The organism is Caulobacter ginsengisoli (assembly GCF_030814835.1).
Lineage (GTDB): Bacteria > Pseudomonadota > Alphaproteobacteria > Caulobacterales > Caulobacteraceae > Caulobacter > Caulobacter ginsengisoli.
This window is the reverse complement of sequence record NZ_JAUSVS010000002.1, coordinates 521,814-544,241: the sequence shown is the minus strand read 5'-3', so window position 1 is coordinate 544,241 and position 22,428 is coordinate 521,814. Positions and strand designations below refer to the sequence as shown.

Sequence of the window (22,428 nt, the reverse complement as noted above, 5' to 3'; positions counted from 1 at the left end):
CACCAAGATGAAATCGCTTTTCCGCATGCCGGCGCTCGCCATGGCGTTGGCCATGGCCGGTTCGGCCGCCTTCGCCCAGATCACGCCGCCTGGCCTGGAGGGCAAGGACTGGGCCCAGACTTCATTCAGCATCGAGGGCGATGTGATGGTGAAGATCACCGCCAGCAACCTCACCGTCGACACCATCAACGGCAACACCACGCGGATCGTGCTGAACGTCAACGGCCGGGACGTGGTGGACACGACCGCCGCCAAGGCCGAAACCCAGGTCTCCTATATCGTGTCGGGCCGGGGCCGCTATCAGGCGATCGCCATCTGCTACAACCACAATGCGACGGCCTACAAGTGCTCGGTGGTGGCCGAGAAGGTCTCGCCCGATCCGGTCTTCAAGTAGCGGCTACCCCAACCGTCCGGTCGCCACGGCCAGGGTCAGGCGCAGCCGCTTGACCAGGGCCCCTGGCTCGCCGGCCATGGACGCCCGGGCGAGGGCGGCGGGGGCCACCGCGGGGAAAGCCGCGACTGGCAAAGGGCCGACTTCCGCGCGGGCCGCGGCCAGGGCTCCGTCGACCTCCAGGCGGATGTCCTGGCCGCTCCAGGCCTGTGGCAGGCGGCAGCGATGGCCGGTCTGCTTGAGCCGCCACAGGGCGGCCAGGCCATAGGCCCGCGCGGCGGAGACGACGTGGGCGGCATCGCTCGCTGGATCCAGCCGCCTGGCCGCCAGCGCGGTCACCGCCCCGACCGTGGCGTCCAGATAGGCCAGCACGGCCTCGCGATCCGCGAACGGCTCTGTTTCCAGGTCGGCGTCGCGGGCCTCGGTCAGGTCGGCCAGGGCCTGGGGCGGGAGGCTGGAGGCGGCGACGGCCAGCACCACCGGATGGCGGCGCGGCGGGCGGCCGAGGGCAATCTCGTCCATCGCCTCGCGCCACCAGGTCAGGCGGATCTCGCCCATCAGCGGATCGCTGACCGCGAAGGGGATGCGGGCCAGTTCCTGGTTGAAGGCGTAGAGGGCGAGCACATCGGCCCGCGCCGCCGGATCGGCGACGAAACGGCTGGCCAGCCAGCGGTCCGGGTCGGCCCGCCTGACGATGGCGTCGATGTCTTCGAGGTCATCCATGCTCAAAACGAAAAGGGCCCGTCGCGATGACGGGCCCCCTCCTTGCCTTGTGTCCAGATCAGCCGAAGACGGTCTGGTTCATCGCCATCGCGGTGAGCATCGGCAGCGACAGCAGGACGTTGATGCGCGAGAACATCATCGCCTTCTTGGCGGCGGCGGCCTTGGCGTCGGCGTCGGCCTCCTTGATGCCCAGCGCGATCTTCTGCGCCGGCCAGATGAAGCCCCAGACGTTGATGAACATGATCGTGCCCAGCCACACACCCACCCCAAGGAAGGTGTAGTTGATCTGGCCGGCGTCGTAGCCGCCGGCGAAGCCCAGGGTCAGGACTTCCATCAGATAGCCGCGGCTGATCGCCAGGATCACGCCCATGACCCAGGTCGCCAGGGCGGCCCAGCGGAACCAGAACAGCGCTTCGGGCGCGATGTATTTCGACACCGCCGGCTTCAGCTCGGCCGGCACGTTGGGCATCACCCGGATCTGCACGAAGTTGAAGTAGTAGAGCAGCCCGATCCACAGGATGCCGAAGAACACGTGCAGCCAGCGGAACACGGCCTGCCAGAAGATGGCGCCGCCGTGATCGGGCCCGTGCAGATAGTAGCCAACGATCATGATGAGCGCCAAAATGACGCTGACGATCATGGTGTTGCGGAAGTTCGACAGAAATCCAGCCATAGCTTTCGTCCCCAGGGATTCCCTACCAGAGGTCCAGCTATAGGCCCGTTCCCGGGCGGCTGCCAAGCAGCCTCAGACGGCGATCAGGGCCGCCGCCAGCCGCCGGCCGTCGGAGGCCAGGACGTTATACTGCTGGGCGGCCGCCTGGGTGGACATGAACTCCAGGCCGAGGCCCGCGTTCTTCACCGCCTCGCGCAGGTCGCGGCTGGGCAGCATCTGGGTGAGGCCCGTGCCGAACAGCACAAACTCGACGGCGGCGGGGCCGGCCGCGAGGATTTCGGCCAGATCGGCGGCGCCCACCTGATCGAAGCTCACCGGACGCCAGGCCAGCGGCTCGTCGTTCAGGATGAGCAGCGAGCCGGGCCGCCACTGCCCCGACACCCGAAATCCGCCGCCGCCCCAGGCGTCGATGGACGGCGGCTGTCGCAGGTCAGCCACTAGTAGCGGGCCGGGCCGAGCTTGATCGGGGTGGCGTCCTCGTCGCCGCGCTTGACGCCCCACAGCAGGATCAGCGGCAGGGCCACATAGACCGACGAATAGGTGCCGATGAAGATGCCGAACACCATGGTGAAGACCAGCGGGAACAGGGCCGGACCGCCCAGGAACAGCATGCCGCCCAGCGCCAGCAGCGCCGTCGAGCCGGTGATGATGGTCCGCGACAACCGCTCGTTTTCCGACAGGTTGATCAGGTCGCCCAGGGGCGTGACCTTGTATTTCCGCAGGTTTTCCCGAAGCCGGTCGAAGGTGATGACCTTCTCGTTCATCGAATAGCCGATGACGGTCAACAGGCCCGCCACGGTGGTCAGCGAGAACTCGATCTGCAGGAAGGACAGCATGCCGATGGTCAGCACGATGTCGTGCAGCACGGCCAGCACGGCGCCGAAGCCGAACTGCAGCTGGAAGCGGAACCAGATGTAGAGAAGCATCAGGCCCAGGGCCAGGCCCATAGCCTCCAGGCCCGACCACAACAGCTCCTTGGAAACCTGCGAGCCGATGACGTCCTGGCGCTTGATGGTCAGGCCCGGGACCTCGGCCTTCAGCCTGGCGGCGACCTGCTGGCCGACCGTGTTGAGGTCCTGGCCCTCGGCGGCGCGGAAGCGGAGCATCGCCGAGTTGGGATCGCCGACGATGGACACCACCGACGGATCGTGGGCCCCAAAGCGCAGCAGGTCTTCCTGCAGCTGGGTCTTGGGAATGGCCGTGGGCGTGTGGACTTCCATGGCGACACCGCCGGCGAAGTCGATGCCCAGGTTCATGCCCTTGGTGAAGTAGGACACCCCCGATCCCAGCACGAGCAGGATGGAGACGACGGCGAGGTACGGCGCCAGCTGGACGAACCGGAAGTTCGTCACCGGCGGCAGGTTCTTGATCAATGGCCAATGCATCTGGGCGACCTCAGATCGGAAGCTTCTTGGGCCGCGTCATGCGCAGCCACAGGCCCAACAGGACCTGGGTGACCAGGATGGCCGAGAACACCGAGGTGAACACCCCGAACGACAGGGTGACGGCAAAGCCCCGCACCGGACCCGCCCCCACCGAGAACAGGATCAGGGCGGCGATCAGCGAGGTGATGTTGGCGTCGAAGATCGAGACCAGGGCGCGGCTGAAGCCGGTGTCCATGGCCGCGATCGGCGTTCGTCCCGCCCGCTCCTCATCGCGGATCCGCTCATAGATCAGCACGCTGGCGTCGACGGCCACAGCGAGGGTCAGCACCAGACCGGCGATGCCGGGCAGGGTCAGGGTCGACTGGGTCATCGACAGCACGCCGAACATCATCAGGAGGTTCAGGATCAGCGAGGCGATGGCCACGCCGCCGAACAGGGCCCCATAGGCCAGGAAGATGAAGGCCACGATGGCCACCAGCCCCAGGGCCACCGAGATCTTGCCGGCCCGGATCGCCTCGTCGCCCATTTCCGGCCCGACCGACTGTTCGGACATCAGCTTCAATGGCGCCGGCAGGGCGCCGCCGTTCAGCAGGGTGGCCAGTTCATCGGCGCTCTGCACGGTGAAATTGCCGCTGATCTGACCGTTGCCGCCCAGGATGGGCTCGTTGATGCTGGGCGCCGAGATGACGTTGCCGTCCAGGATGATGGCGAAGCGCTTGCCGACATTGGCGATCGTGGCCTGGCCGAACTTCTGCGCGCCGACGGCCTTGAACGAGAAGGCGACGACCGCCTGTCCGGTCTGGGTGTCGATGGTGCCGGTGGCCTTCTTGAGCATCGCCCCGGTGACCAGGGCCCGCTTCTTGACCACCACGAAGGGACCGGTGGACTTGTCGGTGCTGGGCAGCACCTCGCTCCCCGGCGGCAGGGTGCCGGCCAGGGCCTCTTCGACCGAGGCGTTCTCGTCGACCAGCTGGAAGGTCATCTTGGCGGTCGTGCCGATCAGCTTCTTCAGCTGGTCGGGGTTCTTTTCGCCGGGCGCCTGCACGACGATCCGGCTGCTGCCCTGCTGGGTGATCGCCGGCTCCTTGGTGCCGAGCAGGTCGATCCGCCGCCGGATGGTGTTGATGGTCTGGCCGACCGCGTCATCGGCCTGCTTGCGCAGGGCGCTGTCGGAGAAGGAGAGCTTCAGCCTCTGGTCGGCGGCTCGGTCGAGACTGACCTCCTGCACGCCGGCCGAATCCGGCAGGGCCAGCTTCTGCAGCGCCTTGTAGGCCTCGTCCATCTGGGCCGGGTCGCTGATCCGCACCGTCACCGCGCCGTCGGACGTTACGCCCAGGCCCGTGCTGGCGATGCTGGCGTCCGACAGGTTGGAGCGCACGTCCTCGACCAGGTTGGTGGTCTTTTCCTTGCGCAGGGCGGCCGTGTCGACCTCATAGAGCAGGTAGACCCCGCCCTGCAGGTCCAGACCCAGATTCAGGGTCTGCTTGGGCACGAAGCCCGGCAGGCTGGCGCGGACGCTGGCCGGCAGCAGGTTGGGGAGCGAGAAGACGATCCCGAACACCAGCGCGAGCCCAACGGCCCAAAGTTTCCAACGCGATAGCGTCATCATGGCCGGAGGCCCTCCCGGCTGGTCAGCTAGTTCTTGGCGTCGTTGGCGGCGGCGGGTTCGCCCCGCGTGCGCACTTCGGCCACCATCGCCTTGATCACCTTGACGGTGACGCCCTGGGCGATCTCGACCCCGACTTCCTTGTCCTCGACCCGGACCACCTTGCCCAGCATGCCGTTGGACAGCACCACGTTGTCACCGCGCTTGATGGCGTTGATGGTCGCCTGGTGATCCTTGGCGCGCTTCTGCTGAGGCCGGATGATCAGGAAGTAGAACAGCGGGATCATCAGCAGGATGGGGAGCATCTGGCTGAGCGAACCAAGGTTGGGCATTTTGACTCCGATAGGACGGCGGCGCGGAACCGGGCCGCGTTCAGGTCGGCGGAAACTATGTGTTCGACCTTCGATTTGCAATGAGCGCCACGGAAGGTATGAGCCGCGGGTGGACACTGACCTGAATACGTTGCTCGCCCGCATCGCCGAGGCGCTCGAACGGCTGGCCCCGCCGCCCGCCCCGGCCGCCGCATTCGAGGGCGCACGGATGTTCCGTCACGACCCGAACGGCGCCTTCCTGGCCGCGCCGGACTATGGCCTGGCGCTCGACCTGCTGGTCGGGATCGAGGCGCAGAAGGCCCGGTTCGTGGAGAATCTCAGCCGTTTCGCCTCGGGGCTCCCCGCCAATCACGCCCTGCTGTGGGGCGTGCGTGGGACCGGGAAGAGCTCGCTGGCCAAGGCCGCCTTCATGCATCTGGCGTCCGGCCAGCCCTCACTGCGGCTGGTCGAAGTCGACCGCGACGAGGTCACCGCCCTGCCCGCCCTGTTCGACGCCCTGCGCGAGCGCCCCGAGCATTTCGTGGTGCTGTGCGACGATCTGTCCTTCGAGGATGGCGCAGCGGCGGCCAAGGCGCTGAAGTCGGCCCTGGAGGGCGGCGTGGCCGGTCCCCCGGCCAACGTGCTGTTCGTGGCCACCTCCAACCGCCGCCACCTGATGCCCCGCGACCATGCCGAGGGCCGGGGCCTGATCGCCGCCGCCGAGGACGCCGAGGAGGAGGTAAGCGTCTCGGACCGCTTCGGCCTGTGGATCGGCTTCCCGCCCATGGACCAGACCGCCTATCTGGCGGCGGTGCGCAGTTACGCCACCCGGTTCGGCCTGAAGCACAAGGACCTGGATCGCCGCGCCCTGCAATGGGCGCAGCTGCGCGGCGCCCGCTCCGGCCGGGTAGCCTGGCAGTTCATTCGCGACCTGGCCGGCGAGCTGGGTGTTCCCCTGCCCGCCTAGGCCCTACCGGGGCATCACCAGCATCGGATCGCGCGGCTTGGCTTTGTCGCGGCCGAACACGGGAGTGTAGAGCACCACGAAATGCACCTGGGTCTGGGTCGTGCCGGCCGGCGCGCCGACCACGCCGATCGGCTGGCCCTGGGCGACGCGGTCGCCGGTCTGCACCGACTTGCGGCTCAGATAGCTGTAGCTGGTCAGCCAGGAGCCGTCGTCATGGTGGATCAGCACCGTGATGCCCAGCACCTTGTAGTCGCTGCCGGCGTAGACGACCGTCCCGGCGGCGGCGGCGCGCACCATCGTGCCTTCCGGCGCGGCGATGTTCAGGCCATCGCTGATCTTGCCATCCGGCCCGGGGCCGAAGCCCTGGATGACATTGCCCTGCAGCGGCCAGGTGAAGAGGCCGCGGCCCAGCCGGGCGATATCGGCGTCCGAAACGTCGGTCGGCTTGGTGGTCAGGATCGGCGGGGCCGTGCTCGGCGGCGGCGAAGGCGGCCGGTAGGGCGGCGGCGATGTCGTCACAGGCGGCCGCAGCGGCAGGGGCGGCGGCGGAGGCGGTGACGGCGGACGATACGTCGACGGCGGGGGCGGCGGGGGCGAATAGACCGGCGGTGGCGAATAGGCCGGCGGCGGCGGCGGGGGCGACGGCGGGTTGATGGTGATCGTCTTCTTGACCGGGCCGGTATCCTTGTAGCCCGACGGCAGGCGCAGCTTCTGGCCGCCCTTGATCGCCGCCTTGACCGACAGGCCGTTCTCGGCGGCCAGGGCCTTGGGCGTGACGCTGAAGCGCTTGGCCACCGCCGAGAGGGTGTCGCCGGACTGCACGACATAGGCCTTGGCCTTGGTGACCGGGCCTTTCAGCTTCTGGCCGGGCTTGAGCCGGTAGGGCTCCTTCAGCTTGTTGTCGTCGGCCAGCTGCTTGCGGGTGGTGTCCAGGGCGCGGGCCACGGCGTCGAGGCCCTGGCCTTCCTTGACCGTGTAGATGACCGGCTTGCCTTCGACCGTGACGACGGCGCCGCCGACGCTGACCACGGTCTTGGTCTGCGGCTTGGGCGGCGGGGCGCTGCGGGTCGGGGGCGGCGGCGGCGAATAGGCCGGCTCGAAGGACGAGGGCGGCGGCGAAGCCGGCGGCGGCGGAGGCGGCGAATAGGGACGGGCCGGGGCGATCACCGGCGCGCCGGGGCGTGAAATGGGGGCGCTGACCTCGACGCCGTCATTGTCGGGGATCGGCTGGCTGTCGACCTGGCCCGGCGCGTCGGTGGTCTGGGGCGTGTCGTCCTGGGTCAGGTAGGCGACCTGCACCCGCCCGACCGGAGCGGCGCGCGGCGGGGCGTAGTCGTCGACGGTGCGGTCCAGATAGCCGCCCGCCAGCCCGGCCCCGGCGGCGCGTTCGTTGCGCACGGCGTCGGGGTTGTAAGCGGCCTGAGGGGCCGAGCCCGTGGGATACTTTGGCAGCGGCATCTGCGGCATCTGCGGGCCGCTGCCCGCCGTCTCGCCCTCGTTGACGGGATAGCGGGGGGTGGAGGCGCAGGCCGTCAGCAGGCTCGTCGCGGCGCCCAGCAGCAGCACACGGGTCAGGACATGAGTCATCGCCACTCCGATCGATAGGTTCGAAGGATGTGGGCCCAGCGCGTTAAACTGGCGTTAAGCACGCCCGCGAAACCCAACCCCGATTGTCGATCCCCGGGGTCGGCAAGACCCCCCGGTTCACAGTTCGCGCGCCACGCCGTCCAGCAGGGGCACGAAACGGACATCGCCCAGAAGCTCGACCTTGAAGCCGCCCTTCCCGTCGCCCGCGTACCGGCGCAGAGACTGCACCGGCCCCTTGCCGATCGGCGCCACCAGAACCCCGCCCGGTTTCAGCTGCGCCAGAAGAGCCTTGGGTTCTTCCGGCGCCGCCGCCGTGACCAAAATGCGGTCAAAAGGCGCCTGTTCCGGCCAGCCCTCGCCGCCGTCGCCAAACCGGGTGATCACATTCGTCAGGCCCAGGATTTTGAAGCGGGATTCCGCCTCGCGCATCAGGGTTCGATAGCGCTCGACGGTGTAGACCAGCCGGGCCAGCGGCGAGAGCACCGCGGTCTGGTAGCCAGACCCCGTGCCGATCTCCAGCACCCGGGCCCGGGGCTCCAGGGTCAGGGCCTGGGTCATCAAGCCGACGATGAAGGGCTGGCTGATGGTCTGGCCGCAGGCGATGGGCAGGGCCGAATCCTCCCAGGCCCGCTCCTTGAACAGGTCCGGCGTGAACAGCTCGCGCGGGGTGCGCTCGATGGCGTTCAGCACGCCGGGGTCGGTGACCCCCTGCGAGCGCAGAGCCAGGATCAGCCGCGCGGTGCGGGTCTCTGGGGAATCGTCCTCGCCATGCGGGTCTGCCATCGGCGATCTCTACGCCTTCGGAGGCACGCCGCCCAGCAGGCCCTTGAGGCGATGCAGAGCTTCGTTGTGCGTCAGGTCGATATGCAGCGGCGTCACCGAGATCCTGCCCGAATAGATGGCCTTCAGGTCGGTGCCCTCGGCGGGGTCGGAAAGCTCGCCCGTAAAGCCCATCCAATAGTAGTCGCGGCCACGCAGGTCGGTGCGCTTTTCGGCGGTGCGGACATGGCTGTCGCGGAAGCCCTGGCGGGTGACCTCGATCGTATCGACCCGCTCCGGCGGCCGGGCCGGGAAGTTGACGTTCATCACCGCGTCCTTGGGCCAGCCGATCTCGATCAGCCGTTTGACGACGCCGGGGCCGAAGTGCTCGGCGGTCTCCCAGTGGATGACCGCCTCGTCATGGAAGATCCGCACGGCCTGCGACAGGGCGATGGACGGGATGCCCAACGCCATGCCCTCGATGGCCCCGGCCACGGTGCCCGACAGGGTGACGTCCTCGGCGATGTTCTGGCCGCGATTGACGCCCGACAGCACCAGGTCCGGCGCGGCGCCATCGATCAACTCACGGACCGCCATCATCACGCAGTCGGTCGGCGTGCCCTCGACCGACCAGCGCTGCGGGCCGGCCTTGCGCACCCGCAGGGGATCCGAGAGGGTCAGGGCGCGGCTGGCCCCGGACTGCTCGTATTCCGGGGCCACGATCCAGACGTCGTCGCTCAGCGCCCGGGCGATCTTCTCGAGCGAAACCAGGCCCTCGGCATGGATGCCATCGTCATTGGTCAGCAGGATACGCATCAGCCGATATGGTCCAGTCCGCCCATATAGGGCTTCAGCGCATCCGGAATGGCGATCCGCCCGCCCTCGTCCTGATAGTTCTCCATCACCGCCACCAAGGTCCGGCCCACCGCCAGCCCCGAGCCGTTGAGGGTGTGGACGAAGCGGGTCCCCTTCTCCCCGGCCACCTTGCAGCGGGCGTCCATGCGCCGGGCCTGGAAGTCGCCGCAGTTCGAGCAGCTGGAGATTTCCCGGTAGCCGTTCTGGCTGGGCAGCCAGACTTCCAGATCATAGGTCCGCCGGGCCGAGAACCCCATGTCGCCGGTGCAGAGCAGCATGGTGCGGAACGGCAGGTCCAGCGCCTTCAGCACGCTCTCGGCGGCATTGGTCATCCGCTCGTGCTCGGCGTCCGACTGCTCGGGCGTCGTGATCGAGACCAGCTCGACCTTGTAGAACTGGTGCTGGCGGATCATGCCGCGGGTGTCGCGACCCGAGGCGCCGGCTTCGGCGCGGAAGCTGGCGGTCAGGGCCGTCAGGCGCAGGGGCAGTTCCGCCTCGTCGGTGATCTGCTCGCGGACCAGGTTGGTCAGGGAAACCTCGGCCGTTGGAATGAGCCAGAGGTCTTCCTCGGTCGGGGCGCGGTCGATCAGGTTGAACACCGCCTCCAGCGGGTCGGTCGCCGCGGGGAGCGACTTCAGTTCGTCCTTCAGGCCGTAGAGCGCCTTGCGCAGCAGCCGCTCCCGCTCGCTCATCCGCGCGGCGCTGAACTGGTCGTCATAGAACTTGGGCAGCTGGCCGGTGCCGAACATGGCCTCGTCCTTGACCAGCAGCGGCGGCGAGATCTCGGTATAGCCGTTCACCGTGGTCTGGTGGTCGATCATGAACTGGCCGATGGCCCGTTCCAGCCGGGCGATCCCGCCCTTGAGCACCACGAAGCGCGAACCCGACATGCGGGCGGCCGCCTCGAAGTCCATGCCGCCCAGCGCCGCGCCCAGGTCGACATGGTCGCGGGGATTGTTGGTCTTGCGCGGCTCGCCATGGCGGCGCTGCTCGACATTGTCGTGCTCATCCGCCCCAGCCGGCACGACCGGATCGGGCAGGTTGGGCAGGCTGGCCAGCAGACCGCGCAGGGTCGCGCCCACCGAGGTTTCGATCTCGGCCTGGGTCGCCATCTCGGCCTTGAGGGCTTCGACCTCGGCCATCAGGGCCTGGGCGGCGGCTTCGTCCTTTTTGGCCTTGGCGGCGCCGATCTGTTTGGAGGCCTCGTTGCGGCGCGACTGGGCGGCCTGCAGCGCGGTCTGGGCGGCGCGAAGGATCGCATCCAGTTCGAGAATGGCCGGCGTCTGCGACGACAGCCCACGCGAGCTCCAACCGGCGTCATAGACGGTGGGATTGTCGCGGATGGCTCTGATGTCGTGCATGGGATCGCGCCCGGTTGGAGTGAGGGGGCTTTCTCTAAGGCGCGTTGGGAAGGTGGGCAATCCGCAGATCAGACTCCCTCCCCTTTATGGGGAGGGACGGTCGCGCAAGCGACCCGGGTGGGGCTCCCACGCCCGGTGGTTTGCCTGACAGGCGGGTTCCCCACCCTGGCGACTTCGTCGCCGTCCCTCCCCATAAAGGGGAGGGAGTTGCTTATCCGCCCCTCACCACCACGTCCGTGCCGGCCTCGGCCTCGTCCTCGCGCTTGCGGCGGCGCTCGATCAGCCAGACGCACCAGATCGAGACCTCGTAGAGCAGGCAGATCGGCACCGACAGCATGACCTGGCTGATCGGGTCGGGCGGAGTGATGACGGCGGCGACGGCGACCACGGCCAGGATGGCGTAGCGGCGGCCGGCGCGCAGGGCCTTGGAGGTGATCAGGCCGGCCATGCCGATCAGGGTCAGCACCACCGGCAGCTGGAAGCAGAGGCCGAAGGCCATCAAGAGGGTGGTGACCAGCGAGAGGTATTCGGAAACCTTGGGCTTCAGCTCGACGGTGATCGGCCCGGTGGTGATGGCCTGGGACAGCGAGAACCACAGCACCAGCGGCAGCATGATGTAGTAGACCATGGCCGCCCCGACCGCGAACAGCACGGGAGAGGCGATCAGGAACGGCAGGAAGGCCCCGCGCTCGCGCTTGTAGAGGCCCGGGGCCACGAAGCGGTAGAGTTGCCAGGCCAGCACCGGGAAGCTAAGGATCAGGCCGCCGAACAGGGCGATCTTCAGCCGGGTGAAGAAGATCTCCAGCACCGCGGTGTAGATCAGCTCGAACTTGGCGTCCTGCTTGACCGTGTGCGGCTGGAACAGCGCGAACACCATGTCGAGCGGGTTGTGGTTGCCGCTGGCCTTCTGGGTTTCGAGGATCTGCTGGGCGACGATGAACGGCCGCACCAGGAATTTCAGGATGTCCTCGGAATAGACGAAGCTGACCACCGAACCCAGGGCCAGCGCCACGGCGGCGATGATCAGCCGGCGGCGCAGTTCGACCAGATGATCCAGCAGCGGCGCGCGCGAGGCCTCGATCTCGGCCTCGTCCGGGGGCGGCAGGTCGTTCAAGAGACGATCTCCGGCGGCTTGCGGGGCGCGCGCTTGCGGGCCGGTTTAGCGGCCGGCTCGACCACGGCGGCGGTCTTGGTCTTGCGCGCGGCGGGCTTGGGGATGGTTTGAGTTTCAGGCTCAGCCTTGGACTTTCGGGCCCGCTTGGGCTTGGCCTCGGGTTCGTCCGCCGGCGGCTCGTACTGGGCCATGGCCGGGCTGAAGCTGACATCGCCGCCGCGCAGGGTCGCATCGATGTCGTTGAACATCTCGGTGGCGTCCGAACCCATGACGCTCGATGCGCCATACTGGCCCGAGCGCATGGCCGCCACTTCCTTGCGCAACTCATCGAGCTCCGACTGGCGGGCCATCTCGTCGAAGCTGGAGCGGAACTCGGCGGCCATGCCGCGCATGCGGGCGACGAACTGCCCGACCTTGCGGAGCAGAACGGGCAAATCCTTCGGGCCGACGACGATCAGGGCGACGGCGGCGACGATGAGGATGTGCGAAAAACTGAGGTCAGGTCCGAGCATGGACGCGCCTTATGGCCCCCTTTGCAGCTCGGGCAAAGCCGCCTTTGCCCCATAAGCCGCGTTTGAACGTCCCGCCTAGTTGCGGGCTTCGTCCTTGGCGGGCTCGGTGCGCGGCAGCGGCGTGGCGACCACGTCCTCCGGCTTTTCCTCGTTCTTCAGGCCTTCACGGAAGGCTTTGATGCCCTTGGCCGCATCGCCCATGATTCCCGACAGCTTGCCGCGGCCGCCGAACAGCAGCAGGGCGACCAGGGCCACGAAAATCCAGTGAATGGGTTGCAAGCCGCCCATGGGTAACTCTCCTAAAGCGATCCCCGGCCGGCGCCGGGGCGCCGCGGGACGTCAAGTCTTTCGCCGACAATATAGGCGTTAGCAAGGCCCTGGGCCACAAGGCGTTTTGGCGCGCCGTGTCAGGGTGTCTCATCCCCAACGAAATCCTGGTGGAATTCCGGCGCGTCCTCCAGGTCCAGGGCGTCCTCGGCCTCTTCCTCGCTGCGCGGCATGGTCGGATCGGGCACGTTGAATCCGGGCGGCAGGTTCATGTCCAGCAGGCCGGCGGCCTTCATCTCGGCCATGCCCGGCAGGTCGGCCAGCGCCGCCAGGCCGTAATGCTCCAGGAAGGCGTCGGTTGTGCCGTAGGTGACGGGGCGTCCCGGCGTGCGGCGGCGGCCGCGCATGCGCACCAGGCCCAGCTCCAGCAGGACATCGAGGGTTCCACGACTGGCCTGCACCCCCCGCACCGATTCGATTTCGGCCCGGGTGACTGGCTGGTGGTAGGCGATGATGGCCAGGGTCTCCTGGGCGGCCTTGGAGAGCCGGCGGGGTTCTTCCCGCTCCTCGGTCATCAGGAAGGCCAGGTCGGCGGCGGTCTGGAACCGCCAGCGGCCGGCGACGCAGGCCAGCTCCACGCCCCTGCCCGCGCTGGTCTCGGCCAGATGCGCCAGAGCGGCCGACACCTCGGCGCCTTCGGGCAGGCGGCGGGCCAGGTCGGCTTCCGACAGCGGCTCGGCGGCGGCGAACAGCAGCGCCTCGATGCGCCGCGCGGTTTCGGGGATATCACTCATGCCGTGGCTTCTTTAGCCGCCTTAGCCTTGCGAGTCCGCAGATAGACATCGGCGAAGGCCTCGAGCTGCCGGGCCTCCAGCACGCCTTCCTTGACCAGCTCCAACCCGGCCGAGAGGGTCGAGGCCAGGTAGCTGGCCCGGCTGGGGCCGCCCTCGGCATGGGCCATCGGGGCGACGCCATTGAGCGAGGTCCAGTGGGCCAGTTCCGGCAGCAGTTCGCGCAGCCGCGAGCGGGCGTCGTCCAGGGCGTAGGCGGTGGGGGCGGCGGGCCGATAGTGGCGCTCGCCCTCGCGTTTGCGCTGGCCGATATAGGCGCTCATCAGCTGATAGAGGTCGCCCTCGATGCGGCCCGACGAGACGATCTTCACCGCTTCGGGGTCGCCCCGCATGAAGACGTCGCGCTTCAGCTGCGGCAGCACCCGCAAATTCTCCACCGCCCGGCGCATGGCGTCGAGCTTGGCCAGCCGGAAGGCCAGCATGGCGGCGATTTCCTCGGGCTGGGCCTCGTCGGCCTTGGGGCGCTCGGCCCTGGGCAGCAGCAGGCGCGACTTGAGGTAGGCCAGCCAGGCGGCCATCACCAGATAGTCGGCGGCCAGCGAGAAGCGCAGCGTCCGCGCCTGGCGAACGAAGGCCAGGTACTGGTCGGCCAACTTTGTAATCGATAATTGCAGCAGGTCGACCTTCTGGGTGCGGGCCAGGGCCAACAGCACGTGCAGCGGGCCTTCGTAGCCCTCCAGGTCGATGACCAGCGCCTCGCCATCCTCGGCGGCGGCCCCGGCGGCGGCGAAGTCCAGGTCGGGCTGGAACGCATCGCTCATGCCGCCAGCCTGCCCTCGAAAGCGGCCTCGAAGCGGGCGCGGCCGGCCTCGGCGTCAAAGGGCTCGACCACCTTGGCGAGGCGCGCCAGGGCGGCGTCGGCCCGGCGGCGGGCCTTGCCGGCCAAGGGTTTGACGCCCTTCAGCACGGCGGTCATCTCGTCCATCTCGCCATTGCAGTGCAGGACCATGTCACAGCCGGCGGCGAGCGCGGTGCGGGCGCGGGCGGTGAAATCGCCGCTCAGGGCCTTCATGGAGAGATCGTCGGTCATCAGCAGTCCATTGAAGCCGATATCGCCGCGAATGATCTCGGAAATCACCCGGCGCGAGGCCGTGGCCGGCCGTTTCGGATCCAACGCGGTGTAGACGACATGGGCGCTCATCGCCATCGGCATGTCCGACAGCACCCGGAACGGCGCGAAATCCACCGCCGCCAGCGCCGAGCGCGGCGCGTCGACCACCGGCAGGTGCTCATGGCTGTCGGCCATCGAGCGGCCATGGCCCGGGATGTGCTTGATCACCGGCAGCACCCCGCCGGCGATCAGCCCCTCGGCGGCGGCCCGGCCCAACAGGGCGATCTCCTCAGCCGTCGTCGCATAGGCGCGGTCGCCGATGATGTCGTGGGCGCCCGGCTGAGGAACGTCGAGCACCGGCACGCAGTCGACATTTATCCCCAGACCCGCGAGGTCATGAGCCATCAGACGGGCGCCCAGCCGGGTGATCTCGCGGCGCAGCAGCGGATCGTTGGCCGCAAGCTCGCCATAGGCCCGGCCCGGCGGGTATTTGCGCCAGTGCGGCGGCTGCAGCCGGGCGACCCGGCCGCCCTCCTGGTCGATGAGGATCGGCGCATCGGGCCGGCCCACGCTCTCGCGCAGGGCGGCGGTCAGGTCGCGGACCTGGCTGGGGTTGTCGATATTGCGCCGGAACAGGATGAAGCCCCAGGGCCTGGCGTCCCGATACAGCGCAACCTCGTCCGGCGTCAGCTCATGGCCCTTGCAGCCCAGGATGCAGGCGCTGGCGCTCACTTCACCAAGCCAATCACTTCACGAAGCAGTTCTTGGATGCGGCCTTGAGGCGATCGCAAAAGGCGGACGCCTCAGCGCGGCTCGGGAAGCCGGTGACCAGGGTGCGGTAGAGGGTGACGCCGTCCTTGACGATGGTCTCGACCTTCTTGCCCTTGCCGGCGGCGGCGCCCGGGGCGATGGCGGCGGCGTCGTTCCAGCCCTTGTCGGCCAGGGCCGGCGAGGTGAAGGCGCCGATCTGCACCATGGCCATCGCCCCCCCGCTCTGGCGAGGTTCGGGGGTCGGGGCGGCGACGGGCGGCTTGACCGGGGTCGGCTTGGTGACCTGCTGGGCCATCTGCTCGACCGGCGAGGCCGGCTGGGCGGCCACGGGGCCGGCGGCGGGCTTGGGCGCCGGGGGCTTCAGCTGGGCGGTCTGGACGGGTTCGGTCGGCCGGGGCGTGGGGCGGCTCATCGGCTCTTCCGGCGGGGCGGCCAGGGTCGGGGCGCCCGAGACGGTCTGGCCGGTCTCCTGGTTGTAGATCTGCAGGCCGGTGCTGGGGTCTTCCGGCGTGTCGTCGCCCTTGGGCGCGGTCCGGGCGTCGGCCACCACCGTGCCCACCGGCTTGGGCGCATCGTTCGCCCCGCGCAGGCCGTCGCGGTAGATGAAGAAAAATCCGCCGGCCAGGACCAGCAGGATCACCGCGCTCACCACCAGGGTGACCGGCATCGGTCCACCCCCGCGCACGGGCCGGCGGGCGTCGAACGCCAGGGGCGCTTCGTTGCGGGGCGTATAGGCGCCGCGTTCTTGATCGGACATCGGACGGAAAGCTCCGGGCGGAATGTGGGAAACGTGGCTAACGAATCACACACCCAATCTTAACAATGTATCGAGGCCCGGCCCCTCACCGCCATAAAACCGGTGGATCAGTTCCAGGCGTCGAGCTGGAACAGGCGGCGGTGTTCCTCGATGGCGAACCGGTCGGTCATTCCGGCGATGTAGTCGCACACCACCCGGGCCCGTCCGGCGTCGTCGCGGTTCTGCGAGCGGGCGAACCATTCGGTGGGCAGCACCTCGGGTTCGCTCATATACAACCCGAACATCTCGGCCAGAATTCGGCGGGCCTGGCTGCGGGTGCGGTTGACGCGCCAGTGGCGGTACATCCTGTCGAACAGGAACTGGCGCAACCGGGCCAGGTCCTCGCCCATGTCGGGCGAGAAGGCGACCAGGGCATGCCCCAGCGTGCGGACCGCCTCGGGACCGTCCAGCCGGGCGACCTGGGCGCGGCGCAGGGTCTCGCCCATGACGTCGTCGATCATGGCCCCGATCATCCGGCGCACCGCCTCCATGCGCACCAGTCGCTCGTCCAGGTCCGGCCGCTCGCTTTGCACGCCATGCAGGATCGGGCCGATCAGCGGCACGTCGAGCAGTTCGTCCAGCTTCAGCAGGCCCGCCTGCACGCCGTCATCGACGTCATGGTTGTTGTAGGCGATATCGTCGGCGATGGCGGCGACCTGGGCCTCGGCCGAGGGCCAGCCGTCCAGGCGCAGGTCGAAGCTGTTGTTGAACCGCGCCACCGCCGTCCAGCTGGGCCGGTCCAGCCGGTCGGTGACCGGGCCGTTGTGCTTGATGACCCCCTCAAGCGTCTCCCAGGTCAGGTTGAGGCCCAGGAAGTCCGGATAGCGATGCTCCAGCTCGGTCACCACCCGGAAGGTCTGCACATTGTGATCGAAGCCGCCGAACGGCTGCATGTCCTCGTCCAGCTGATCCTCGCCGGCATGGCCGAACGGCGGGTGGCCCAGGTCGTGGGCCAATGCGATGGCCTCGGCGAGATCGGCGTCCAGCCCCAGGGCCACGGCCAGCGAGCGGGCGATCTGGGCGACCTCCAGGCTGTGGGTCAGGCGAGTGCGGTAGTGGTCGCCTTCGTGGGCGACGAAGACCTGGGTCTTCTCCTTCAGCCGGCGGAAGGCGGTGGAATGGATGATGCGGTCGCGGTCGCGGGCGAAGGGCGAGCGGGTGCGGCTGGGGGCTTCCGGGTGCTGGCGGCCGAGGGATTTCGAAAAATCTTCGGCATAGGCCGCCCGAGGCGGATACTGGAAGCTGGAGCTCATCGGCGGCCCTGACATCGACGGCGCCCCTTTCCAGGCGGCGCGGGGTTGCACATATAGGAGTTCCAGGAGTTTTCCACAGGCATGCGCGACCAACCCCTCACCCTTTCCGCCAGCGCCGCCCAGCGGCTGCACGCCATTTCGGCCAAGGAAGGCCATCCGGTGATGCTGCGGGTGGCGGTCGACGGCGGCGGCTGCTCAGGCTTCCAGTACCGCTTCGACCTGGTCGAGACGGGTGAGCCGGGCGACCTGCGCATCGAGCGCGACGGGGCCGCGGCGTTGGTGGATGACATCTCGCTGGCCCTGCTGAAGGGCTCGGAGATCGATTTCGTCGACGAACTGGCCGGAGCGGAATTCAAGGTCCGCAACCCCAATGCCAAGAGCAGCTGCGGCTGCGGCGTAAGTTTCTCGATCTAGATCCCTGCGCCCAGGTCGATGAAGGCGTCGCTGAGCGGCGTCGCCACCGCCTCTTCCGGATGGGTCAGGACCTTGACCAGCCGGTCGGCCTGCACGGCGATCTCGGGGACGGCGGTGACCTCCCACCAGGCCGGCCTTGTCAGCGGACCCAAAGCATAGAGCCAGGCCGAGGGCGTGCCCCCCTGCCCCACCATGGCGCAGTCGTCGGTGTCCAGGCCCAGGCCCAGCGGATCGGGGCGCAGCAGCCCTCTGCGGCGCAAATCCGCGACCAGGGGGATTTCGATGCGACCGAAGTCGCTGCGGGGGCCGGTGCAGTTGATGATGCGGGCGGCGCGGACGGACTGGGCCGCGCCGTGTGGGGCGACCAGTTCGGCGGCGATCCCCGCCGCGTCCGCCTCGAAGCGGCGCAGGCGGCCGGGCGCGACTCGCAGTTGGCCGCTGTCCAGCAGGGCCTGCAGGGCCGCGCCGATGCGGGGGGCCATGCGGTGGCGGTGGACGTCCCAGCGGGTGCGCAGGTGGCGCAGGAACTGGCGGCGCTGCTTGAGGCTCCAGCCGGACCAGACGCTGGCCACCACCGGCCGGGCGGCGTCGAACACCCGCTGCCAGGGGACGTCGGCGGCGGTGGCCTCGTCGATCTGCGCGCGCAGGGCCCCCATCAGCGCCCGGGGGCTGAGGCCCGTGTGCAGCGGCTGGGCCGTCCAGGCGCCGCCATGGCGGTGCGAGCGGGGGGCCAGGCCCCGGCGGGAGGTGGCCAGCATCAGGCCGCGATGGCCCTCGGCGGCCAGTTTCAGGGCGATGTCGACCATGGTCAGCCCGGCCCCGACCAGCAGCACCGGCGCGTCCGGGTCCAGCCCATCGAAGGCGTCGGCCGCCCAGGGGTCAGGCACGTAGAAGCGGCTGTCGACCACCGCCTCCTCGGCCCGGAACGGCGAGGCCGGCGGCAGGTTGCCGGTGGCCAGCACCACCCGGTCGGCCGCCAGCCGCCGGCCGTCGGCCAGGACGATCGTGGCCCGGGCGCCGGGCTCGACCGCCACGGCCTCGCCCTTGACGGCGCGGATCGTTCCCGCCGCTACGGCGGCTTCGATGCGGGCCTGCAGATAGTCGCCGAACAGCGCCCTGGGCACGAAGGCGGCGGTCAGGTCGCCGCCGGCTTCGGCGATGGCGTCGGCCAGGGCCTCGCGGTGATCGTCCAGAAACGCCGCGAAGCTGGGCGTCAGGCCCAACTCCATGCGGCTGACCGGCACGTTGAGCAGGTGTTCGGGTCCGCAGGCCCCGTAGGCCAGGCCCCGGCCCAGCCGCCGGTCGCGCTCGATCAGCAGGATGTCGAGGGACGGGTCCGCGCCCGAGAGCTTCAGCGCCAGTACGGTTCCGCTGAACCCGCCGCCCACGATGGCGATGGTCTGAGGCGGGGGCGACTCGCGGCGCGGCATGTCCATGGCCGTTTCAACTAGCCGCGTACCGTTAGGGCAGCTAGCCCGGAATGAACTGCAGGATGGTCACCGTCGCCAGGATCCACACCGCCGGCGCGGCGATGGCGGTCCAGGCGCCGCGCGCCTGCTTGCGGGTCCACAACACCCAGGCGATGAACGGGGCGATGATGCAGACGATCCAGAAACTGACCATCAGCAGGAAGCCCAGCCAGGCCAGCGGGTTGAGCAGGTTGCCGCGCTCGTCGAACACCAGCGGCGAGAACAGCGCCCCCACCGCCCCGATCGGCGCCAGGATGGCGCACAGGCCGGTGGCGATGACCAGCAGCACCATCTGCCCGCCGCGCTCAGGGCTGCCCCTGGCGCGTTCACCTCTGGTCTTGAGCGCCCCTGCCATGCGACCTAGCCTTCCTCACCTCGCGCGGAGCCGTCAATGCGTATCGCCACTTGGAACGTAAACTCGGTCAATGCTCGCCTGGAAACTGTATTGGCCTGGTTCGAGGAGGCCTCGCCCGACGTCGCCTGCCTGCAGGAGATCAAGTGCATCGACGAGAAGTTCCCGGCCGAGGCGTTCGAGCGGCTGGGCTACAACGTCGCCGTCCATGGCCAGAAGACCTACAACGGTGTCGCCATGCTGTCGAAGACGCCGCTGGAGGATGTCCGCAAGGGGCTGCCGGGCGATGATGGCGACGAGCACGCCCGCTACATCGAGGCGGTGGTGTCGGGTCCCAGCCCGGTGCGGGTCTGCGGCATCTACCTGCCCAACGGCAATCCGATCGGGACGGAGAAGTTCACCTACAAGCTGGGCTGGATGAAGCGGCTGAACACCCACGCCCGCGGCCTGCTGGCGCTGGAGGAGCCGCTGGTCATCTGCGGCGACTACAATGTCATCCCCGAGCCGGAGGACGCCGACAAGCCGGAGGGCTGGCTGGGCGACGCCCTCTTCCAGCCCGAGAGCCGGGGCGCCTTCCGGGCCCTCAAGAACCTGGGCCTCACCGACGCCTACATGCAGCTGGACGGCACGCCCGGCGGCTACACCTTCTGGGATTATCAGGCCGGCGCCTGGCCCAGGAATCACGGCATCCGCATCGACCACCACCTGCTCTCGCCCCAGGCCGCCGACAGGCTGCGGGCGGTCGACATCCACCGCGACGTGCGGGGGGGCGAAAAGCCGTCCGACCATGTGCCGGTGGTCATCGAGCTGGCGTTGTGACGAGCCCGCCGGTCATCGGCTTCACTGAGCTGACCGGCGCCGACTTCCCGCTGCTGCATGACTGGCTGAACCGGCGCCACCTGCGCCGCTTCTTCCAGAAGACCCCGATCTCGCTGGACGAGATCGCCGAGAAATACGACCCGCGCCTTTCCGGAGACACGGCCACCCACTGTCACCTGGCCTGGCTGGACGCGCCCTTCGGCTATCTGCAGTGCTACCGGCTCAGCGACTTCCCTGACTGGGCCGCGATGATCGGCCAGGAAGAAGGAATCGGTGTCGACCTCTATATCGGCGAGCCCGACCTGATCGGCATCGGCCTGGGCGCGGCCATGCTGCGCGCCTACCTGGCCCAGGTCGCCTTTCCGCTGTTCCCGGAGGCCCGCACCGCCTGGATCGCCCACGAGGCCGACAACGACGCCGCCCAGGGCTGCTCGCGGTCCGTCGGCTTCCAGCGCCAGGGCGTCTTCCTGGAGAGTGGCCTCAAGACCATCCTCTACGGCCTCGAACGCGAGACATTGTCATGATCAAGCTGACCTTCTGCCTGACCCGCCTGCCCACCCTCAGCAGAGAGGCCTTCCAGGACTACTGGTGGAACACCCACGCCCCGCTGGTGGCCAGCGTCCGAGAGCCGCTGCGTATCCGCCGCTATGTGCAGATGCACAGCCTGCCGGCTGAGATCTCCGCCGACCTGCGGACCGCCCGGGCCGGCCCCGAGGGCTATGACGGCGTCGCTCAGCTGTGGTGGGACAGTTTCGAGGACATGGCTCTCAGCGCCACCGATCCCAAAGCCGCCGAGGCCGGCCGGCTGCTGCTGGAGGACGAGCGGAAATTCATCGACCTGCCCCGCTCACCGCTGTGGTGGGGCGAGGAGAAGGTGGTCTTCTAGCCGGCCGCCTTGCCACAATTCGGCCGCAATCCAATTTGATTGTGAGCGCTCACTCACGACGAGGAAGCGTTCATGCGTCTCGCCATTCTGCCCATCACAGCCCTCATCTTCGCGGCTCCGGCCCTCGCCCAGGCCGACAGCGTCACCAACTATTCCACCGCCTCCGACCAGTCGGCCCAGGCCGTCTCCGCCTTCGCCGAGGCGGGGGTCAAGACCGTGGCCGGCGTCGTCGCCCTGCCCCTGATGGTGGCGGCTGGGGGCTCGGCGGCGGTGGGCAGCACCGCCCAGGGGGTGGGCGACAGCAGCATGGCCCTGGCCGACGGGACCAGCCAGGCCGGCTCGGACGCCGCCGACTTCTCCGGCCAGCCCTTGACGGTGACTGACCGGGTGGTGCTGGCGCCCCAGCCGGCCCCGGTCGTCCCCTACGAAGTCCAGAAACCGAAGTGAACCGGCGATCCTTGCTGCTGGCCCTGGCCGCCCTGCCGGCGGCCGAGCCGGCGCTCGCCCAGGACAGTTCGGCGGCTGGATCCGCCAAACATCTGACGCCGCCGCAGGCCGCAGCCTTCGGCAAGGCGCTGGAGAAGGACCTGGCCACCCGAGGGGGGCGCGTGGCCATGGTCTTTCGCTCGGGGAGGGCGCGGCGTTCGATGCCCGAGGGACTTAGCTACACCCACGGCGCCTTCTGGGTGTATCGCGACATCAAGACCGACGGCGGCCAGCTCAAGGGCTATGCGGTCTACAATCTCTACCAGGGCGACGGCAAAGCCCTGCCCAAGGACCGCTCGTCCCTGGTCCAGGACTGGCCAACCAACTTCATGCAGGGCTCGGTCGAGGACGATGTGGCGGTGATCCTGCCCACGCCCGAGATGCAGCGGCGGCTGCTGGCGGTGATCGACTCGCCGACCTATGCGGCGATGCACATCCCCTCCTACGGACTGGTCGCCAACCCGTTCGAGAGCCGCCACCAGAACTGCAACACCTTCGTGCTGGATATCGTCGCCTGCGCCGCCTGGCAGACCAACGATCCCGACCAGGTCCGGGTGAACCTTCGGAAATGGTTCAAGCCCTCGGTCATCAAGGTCGACCCGCTGACCCGGCTGATCGGACCGATGCTGGATGGCCGCCTGGCCGTCGACGACCAGGACGGGCCCATCGTCACCGCCGCCTATGAGTCGATCGCCCCCTTCATGGCCGACAACGCTCTGTCGGCGACCAGCTATTCGTTTCAACGCCCTGGCTGACGCGGCCCCGGACT

Annotated in this window: 28 protein-coding genes; 8 read left to right on the top strand and 20 right to left on the bottom strand. The window is 68.8% G+C overall.

The annotated features are described in order from the left end of the window. Positions 1-7 precede the first annotated feature (7 nt). Positions 8-394, top strand: coding sequence for a hypothetical protein (locus tag QO010_RS07985; RefSeq protein WP_307348019.1), 387 nt, complete (start codon positions 8-10; stop codon positions 392-394). 3 nt (positions 395-397) lie between these two features. On the opposite strand, the gene QO010_RS07980 is transcribed toward QO010_RS07985, so the two are convergent. From QO010_RS07980 to yajC, 6 genes are all read right to left on the bottom strand, one after another. After that, positions 398-1,114 carry a squalene/phytoene synthase family protein gene (locus QO010_RS07980; RefSeq protein ID WP_307348017.1) on the bottom strand — a complete coding sequence of 239 codons (717 nt, stop codon included), beginning with the start codon at positions 1,112-1,114 and terminating at the stop codon, positions 398-400. Between the two features lie 58 nt (positions 1,115-1,172). Continuing rightward, complete coding sequence (locus QO010_RS07975; RefSeq protein WP_307348015.1) at positions 1,173-1,787, bottom strand: urate hydroxylase PuuD; 615 nt, start codon at positions 1,785-1,787, stop codon at positions 1,173-1,175. A gap of 72 nt (positions 1,788-1,859) precedes the next feature. Then, positions 1,860-2,225 carry an Mth938-like domain-containing protein gene (locus tag QO010_RS07970; RefSeq protein WP_307348013.1) on the bottom strand — a complete coding sequence of 122 codons (366 nt, stop codon included), beginning with the start codon at positions 2,223-2,225 and terminating at the stop codon, positions 1,860-1,862. Next, positions 2,225-3,172: a protein translocase subunit SecF gene (gene secF / locus QO010_RS07965; protein WP_307348011.1), complete on the bottom strand. Its 948-nt coding sequence runs from the start codon at positions 3,170-3,172 to the stop codon at positions 2,225-2,227. The genes QO010_RS07970 and secF overlap by 1 nt, the downstream gene beginning before the upstream one ends. Before the next feature lie 10 nt (positions 3,173-3,182). Continuing rightward, positions 3,183-4,781: a protein translocase subunit SecD gene (gene secD, locus QO010_RS07960; protein WP_307348008.1), complete on the bottom strand. Its 1,599-nt coding sequence runs from the start codon at positions 4,779-4,781 to the stop codon at positions 3,183-3,185. A gap of 26 nt (positions 4,782-4,807) precedes the next feature. Then, the gene (gene yajC / locus QO010_RS07955) at positions 4,808-5,110 is read right to left on the bottom strand and encodes a preprotein translocase subunit YajC (protein ID WP_307348007.1); all 303 of its coding nucleotides are present in this window, start codon (positions 5,108-5,110) and stop codon (positions 4,808-4,810) included. Positions 5,111-5,219: 109 nt separating this feature from the next. Here yajC and QO010_RS07950 point away from each other — a divergent pair, with 109 nt between their 5' ends. Next, on the top strand, positions 5,220-6,056 hold the full coding sequence (locus QO010_RS07950; protein ID WP_307348006.1) for an ATP-binding protein: 837 nt from the start codon (positions 5,220-5,222) through the stop codon (positions 6,054-6,056). Between the two features lie 3 nt (positions 6,057-6,059). Here QO010_RS07950 and QO010_RS07945 read toward each other — a convergent pair whose 3' ends face one another. From QO010_RS07945 to QO010_RS07890, 12 genes are all read right to left on the bottom strand, one after another. Then, entirely contained in the window at positions 6,060-7,643 is a 1,584-nt protein-coding gene (locus QO010_RS07945) for a peptidoglycan DD-metalloendopeptidase family protein (RefSeq protein ID WP_307348004.1), read from the bottom strand. 117 nt (positions 7,644-7,760) lie between these two features. Continuing rightward, the gene (locus QO010_RS07940) at positions 7,761-8,426 is read right to left on the bottom strand and encodes a protein-L-isoaspartate(D-aspartate) O-methyltransferase (RefSeq protein ID WP_307348002.1); all 666 of its coding nucleotides are present in this window, start codon (positions 8,424-8,426) and stop codon (positions 7,761-7,763) included. Between the two features lie 9 nt (positions 8,427-8,435). Beyond that, entirely contained in the window at positions 8,436-9,218 is a 783-nt protein-coding gene (gene surE / locus QO010_RS07935; RefSeq protein WP_307348000.1) for a 5'/3'-nucleotidase SurE, read from the bottom strand. Continuing rightward, the gene (serS, locus tag QO010_RS07930; protein ID WP_307347997.1) at positions 9,218-10,618 is read right to left on the bottom strand and encodes a serine--tRNA ligase; all 1,401 of its coding nucleotides are present in this window, start codon (positions 10,616-10,618) and stop codon (positions 9,218-9,220) included. The genes surE and serS overlap by 1 nt, the downstream gene beginning before the upstream one ends. A 211-nt stretch (positions 10,619-10,829) precedes the next feature. Beyond that, the gene (tatC, locus tag QO010_RS07925) at positions 10,830-11,732 is read right to left on the bottom strand and encodes a twin-arginine translocase subunit TatC (RefSeq protein WP_307347995.1); all 903 of its coding nucleotides are present in this window, start codon (positions 11,730-11,732) and stop codon (positions 10,830-10,832) included. Next, complete coding sequence (gene tatB / locus QO010_RS07920; RefSeq protein ID WP_307347994.1) at positions 11,729-12,244, bottom strand: Sec-independent protein translocase protein TatB; 516 nt, start codon at positions 12,242-12,244, stop codon at positions 11,729-11,731. Before tatB ends, tatC begins: the two co-directional genes overlap by 4 nt. Before the next feature lie 75 nt (positions 12,245-12,319). Beyond that, positions 12,320-12,532, bottom strand: coding sequence for a twin-arginine translocase TatA/TatE family subunit (tatA, locus tag QO010_RS07915; protein WP_307347993.1), 213 nt, complete (start codon positions 12,530-12,532; stop codon positions 12,320-12,322). A gap of 119 nt (positions 12,533-12,651) precedes the next feature. Beyond that, positions 12,652-13,305, bottom strand: coding sequence for an SMC-Scp complex subunit ScpB (gene scpB, locus QO010_RS07910; protein WP_307347992.1), 654 nt, complete (start codon positions 13,303-13,305; stop codon positions 12,652-12,654). Next, complete coding sequence (locus QO010_RS07905; protein ID WP_307347991.1) at positions 13,302-14,123, bottom strand: segregation and condensation protein A; 822 nt, start codon at positions 14,121-14,123, stop codon at positions 13,302-13,304. Before QO010_RS07905 ends, scpB begins: the two co-directional genes overlap by 4 nt. Continuing rightward, complete coding sequence (gene nagZ / locus QO010_RS07900; protein ID WP_307347990.1) at positions 14,120-15,145, bottom strand: beta-N-acetylhexosaminidase; 1,026 nt, start codon at positions 15,143-15,145, stop codon at positions 14,120-14,122. The genes QO010_RS07905 and nagZ overlap by 4 nt, the downstream gene beginning before the upstream one ends. A 13-nt stretch (positions 15,146-15,158) precedes the next feature. Further along, a complete protein-coding gene (gene ftsN, locus QO010_RS07895; RefSeq protein WP_307347989.1) occupies positions 15,159-15,941 on the bottom strand; it encodes a cell division protein FtsN in 783 nt (260 codons plus the stop codon). A gap of 107 nt (positions 15,942-16,048) precedes the next feature. Beyond that, complete coding sequence (locus tag QO010_RS07890) at positions 16,049-17,233, bottom strand: deoxyguanosinetriphosphate triphosphohydrolase (RefSeq protein WP_307348636.1); 1,185 nt, start codon at positions 17,231-17,233, stop codon at positions 16,049-16,051. Positions 17,234-17,314: 81 nt separating this feature from the next. Here QO010_RS07890 and erpA point away from each other — a divergent pair, with 81 nt between their 5' ends. After that, positions 17,315-17,647: an iron-sulfur cluster insertion protein ErpA gene (erpA, locus tag QO010_RS07885; RefSeq protein WP_307347988.1), complete on the top strand. Its 333-nt coding sequence runs from the start codon at positions 17,315-17,317 to the stop codon at positions 17,645-17,647. Here the strand turns inward: erpA and QO010_RS07880 are convergent. Next, positions 17,644-19,083 (bottom strand): FAD/NAD(P)-binding protein, encoded by a 1,440-nt coding sequence (locus QO010_RS07880; RefSeq protein ID WP_307347987.1) that lies wholly within the window; start codon positions 19,081-19,083, stop codon positions 17,644-17,646. The two genes, erpA and QO010_RS07880, sit on opposite strands and share 4 nt — an antisense overlap. A gap of 34 nt (positions 19,084-19,117) precedes the next feature. Further along, positions 19,118-19,471 carry a hypothetical protein gene (locus QO010_RS07875; RefSeq protein ID WP_307347986.1) on the bottom strand — a complete coding sequence of 118 codons (354 nt, stop codon included), beginning with the start codon at positions 19,469-19,471 and terminating at the stop codon, positions 19,118-19,120. 36 nt (positions 19,472-19,507) lie between these two features. Here QO010_RS07875 and xth point away from each other — a divergent pair, with 36 nt between their 5' ends. From xth to QO010_RS07850, 5 genes are all read left to right on the top strand, one after another. Beyond that, positions 19,508-20,287, top strand: coding sequence for an exodeoxyribonuclease III (gene xth / locus QO010_RS07870; protein WP_307347985.1), 780 nt, complete (start codon positions 19,508-19,510; stop codon positions 20,285-20,287). Further along, positions 20,284-20,811: a GNAT family N-acetyltransferase gene (locus tag QO010_RS07865; RefSeq protein ID WP_307347984.1), complete on the top strand. Its 528-nt coding sequence runs from the start codon at positions 20,284-20,286 to the stop codon at positions 20,809-20,811. Before xth ends, QO010_RS07865 begins: the two co-directional genes overlap by 4 nt. Continuing rightward, a complete protein-coding gene (locus QO010_RS07860; protein ID WP_307347983.1) occupies positions 20,808-21,173 on the top strand; it encodes an EthD domain-containing protein in 366 nt (121 codons plus the stop codon). Before QO010_RS07865 ends, QO010_RS07860 begins: the two co-directional genes overlap by 4 nt. Positions 21,174-21,245: 72 nt before the next feature. Beyond that, complete coding sequence (locus QO010_RS07855; RefSeq protein ID WP_307347982.1) at positions 21,246-21,620, top strand: hypothetical protein; 375 nt, start codon at positions 21,246-21,248, stop codon at positions 21,618-21,620. Next, the gene (locus tag QO010_RS07850) at positions 21,617-22,414 is read left to right on the top strand and encodes a DUF2145 domain-containing protein (RefSeq protein ID WP_307347981.1); all 798 of its coding nucleotides are present in this window, start codon (positions 21,617-21,619) and stop codon (positions 22,412-22,414) included. The genes QO010_RS07855 and QO010_RS07850 overlap by 4 nt, the downstream gene beginning before the upstream one ends. The last annotated feature ends 14 nt before the right edge of the window (positions 22,415-22,428 follow it).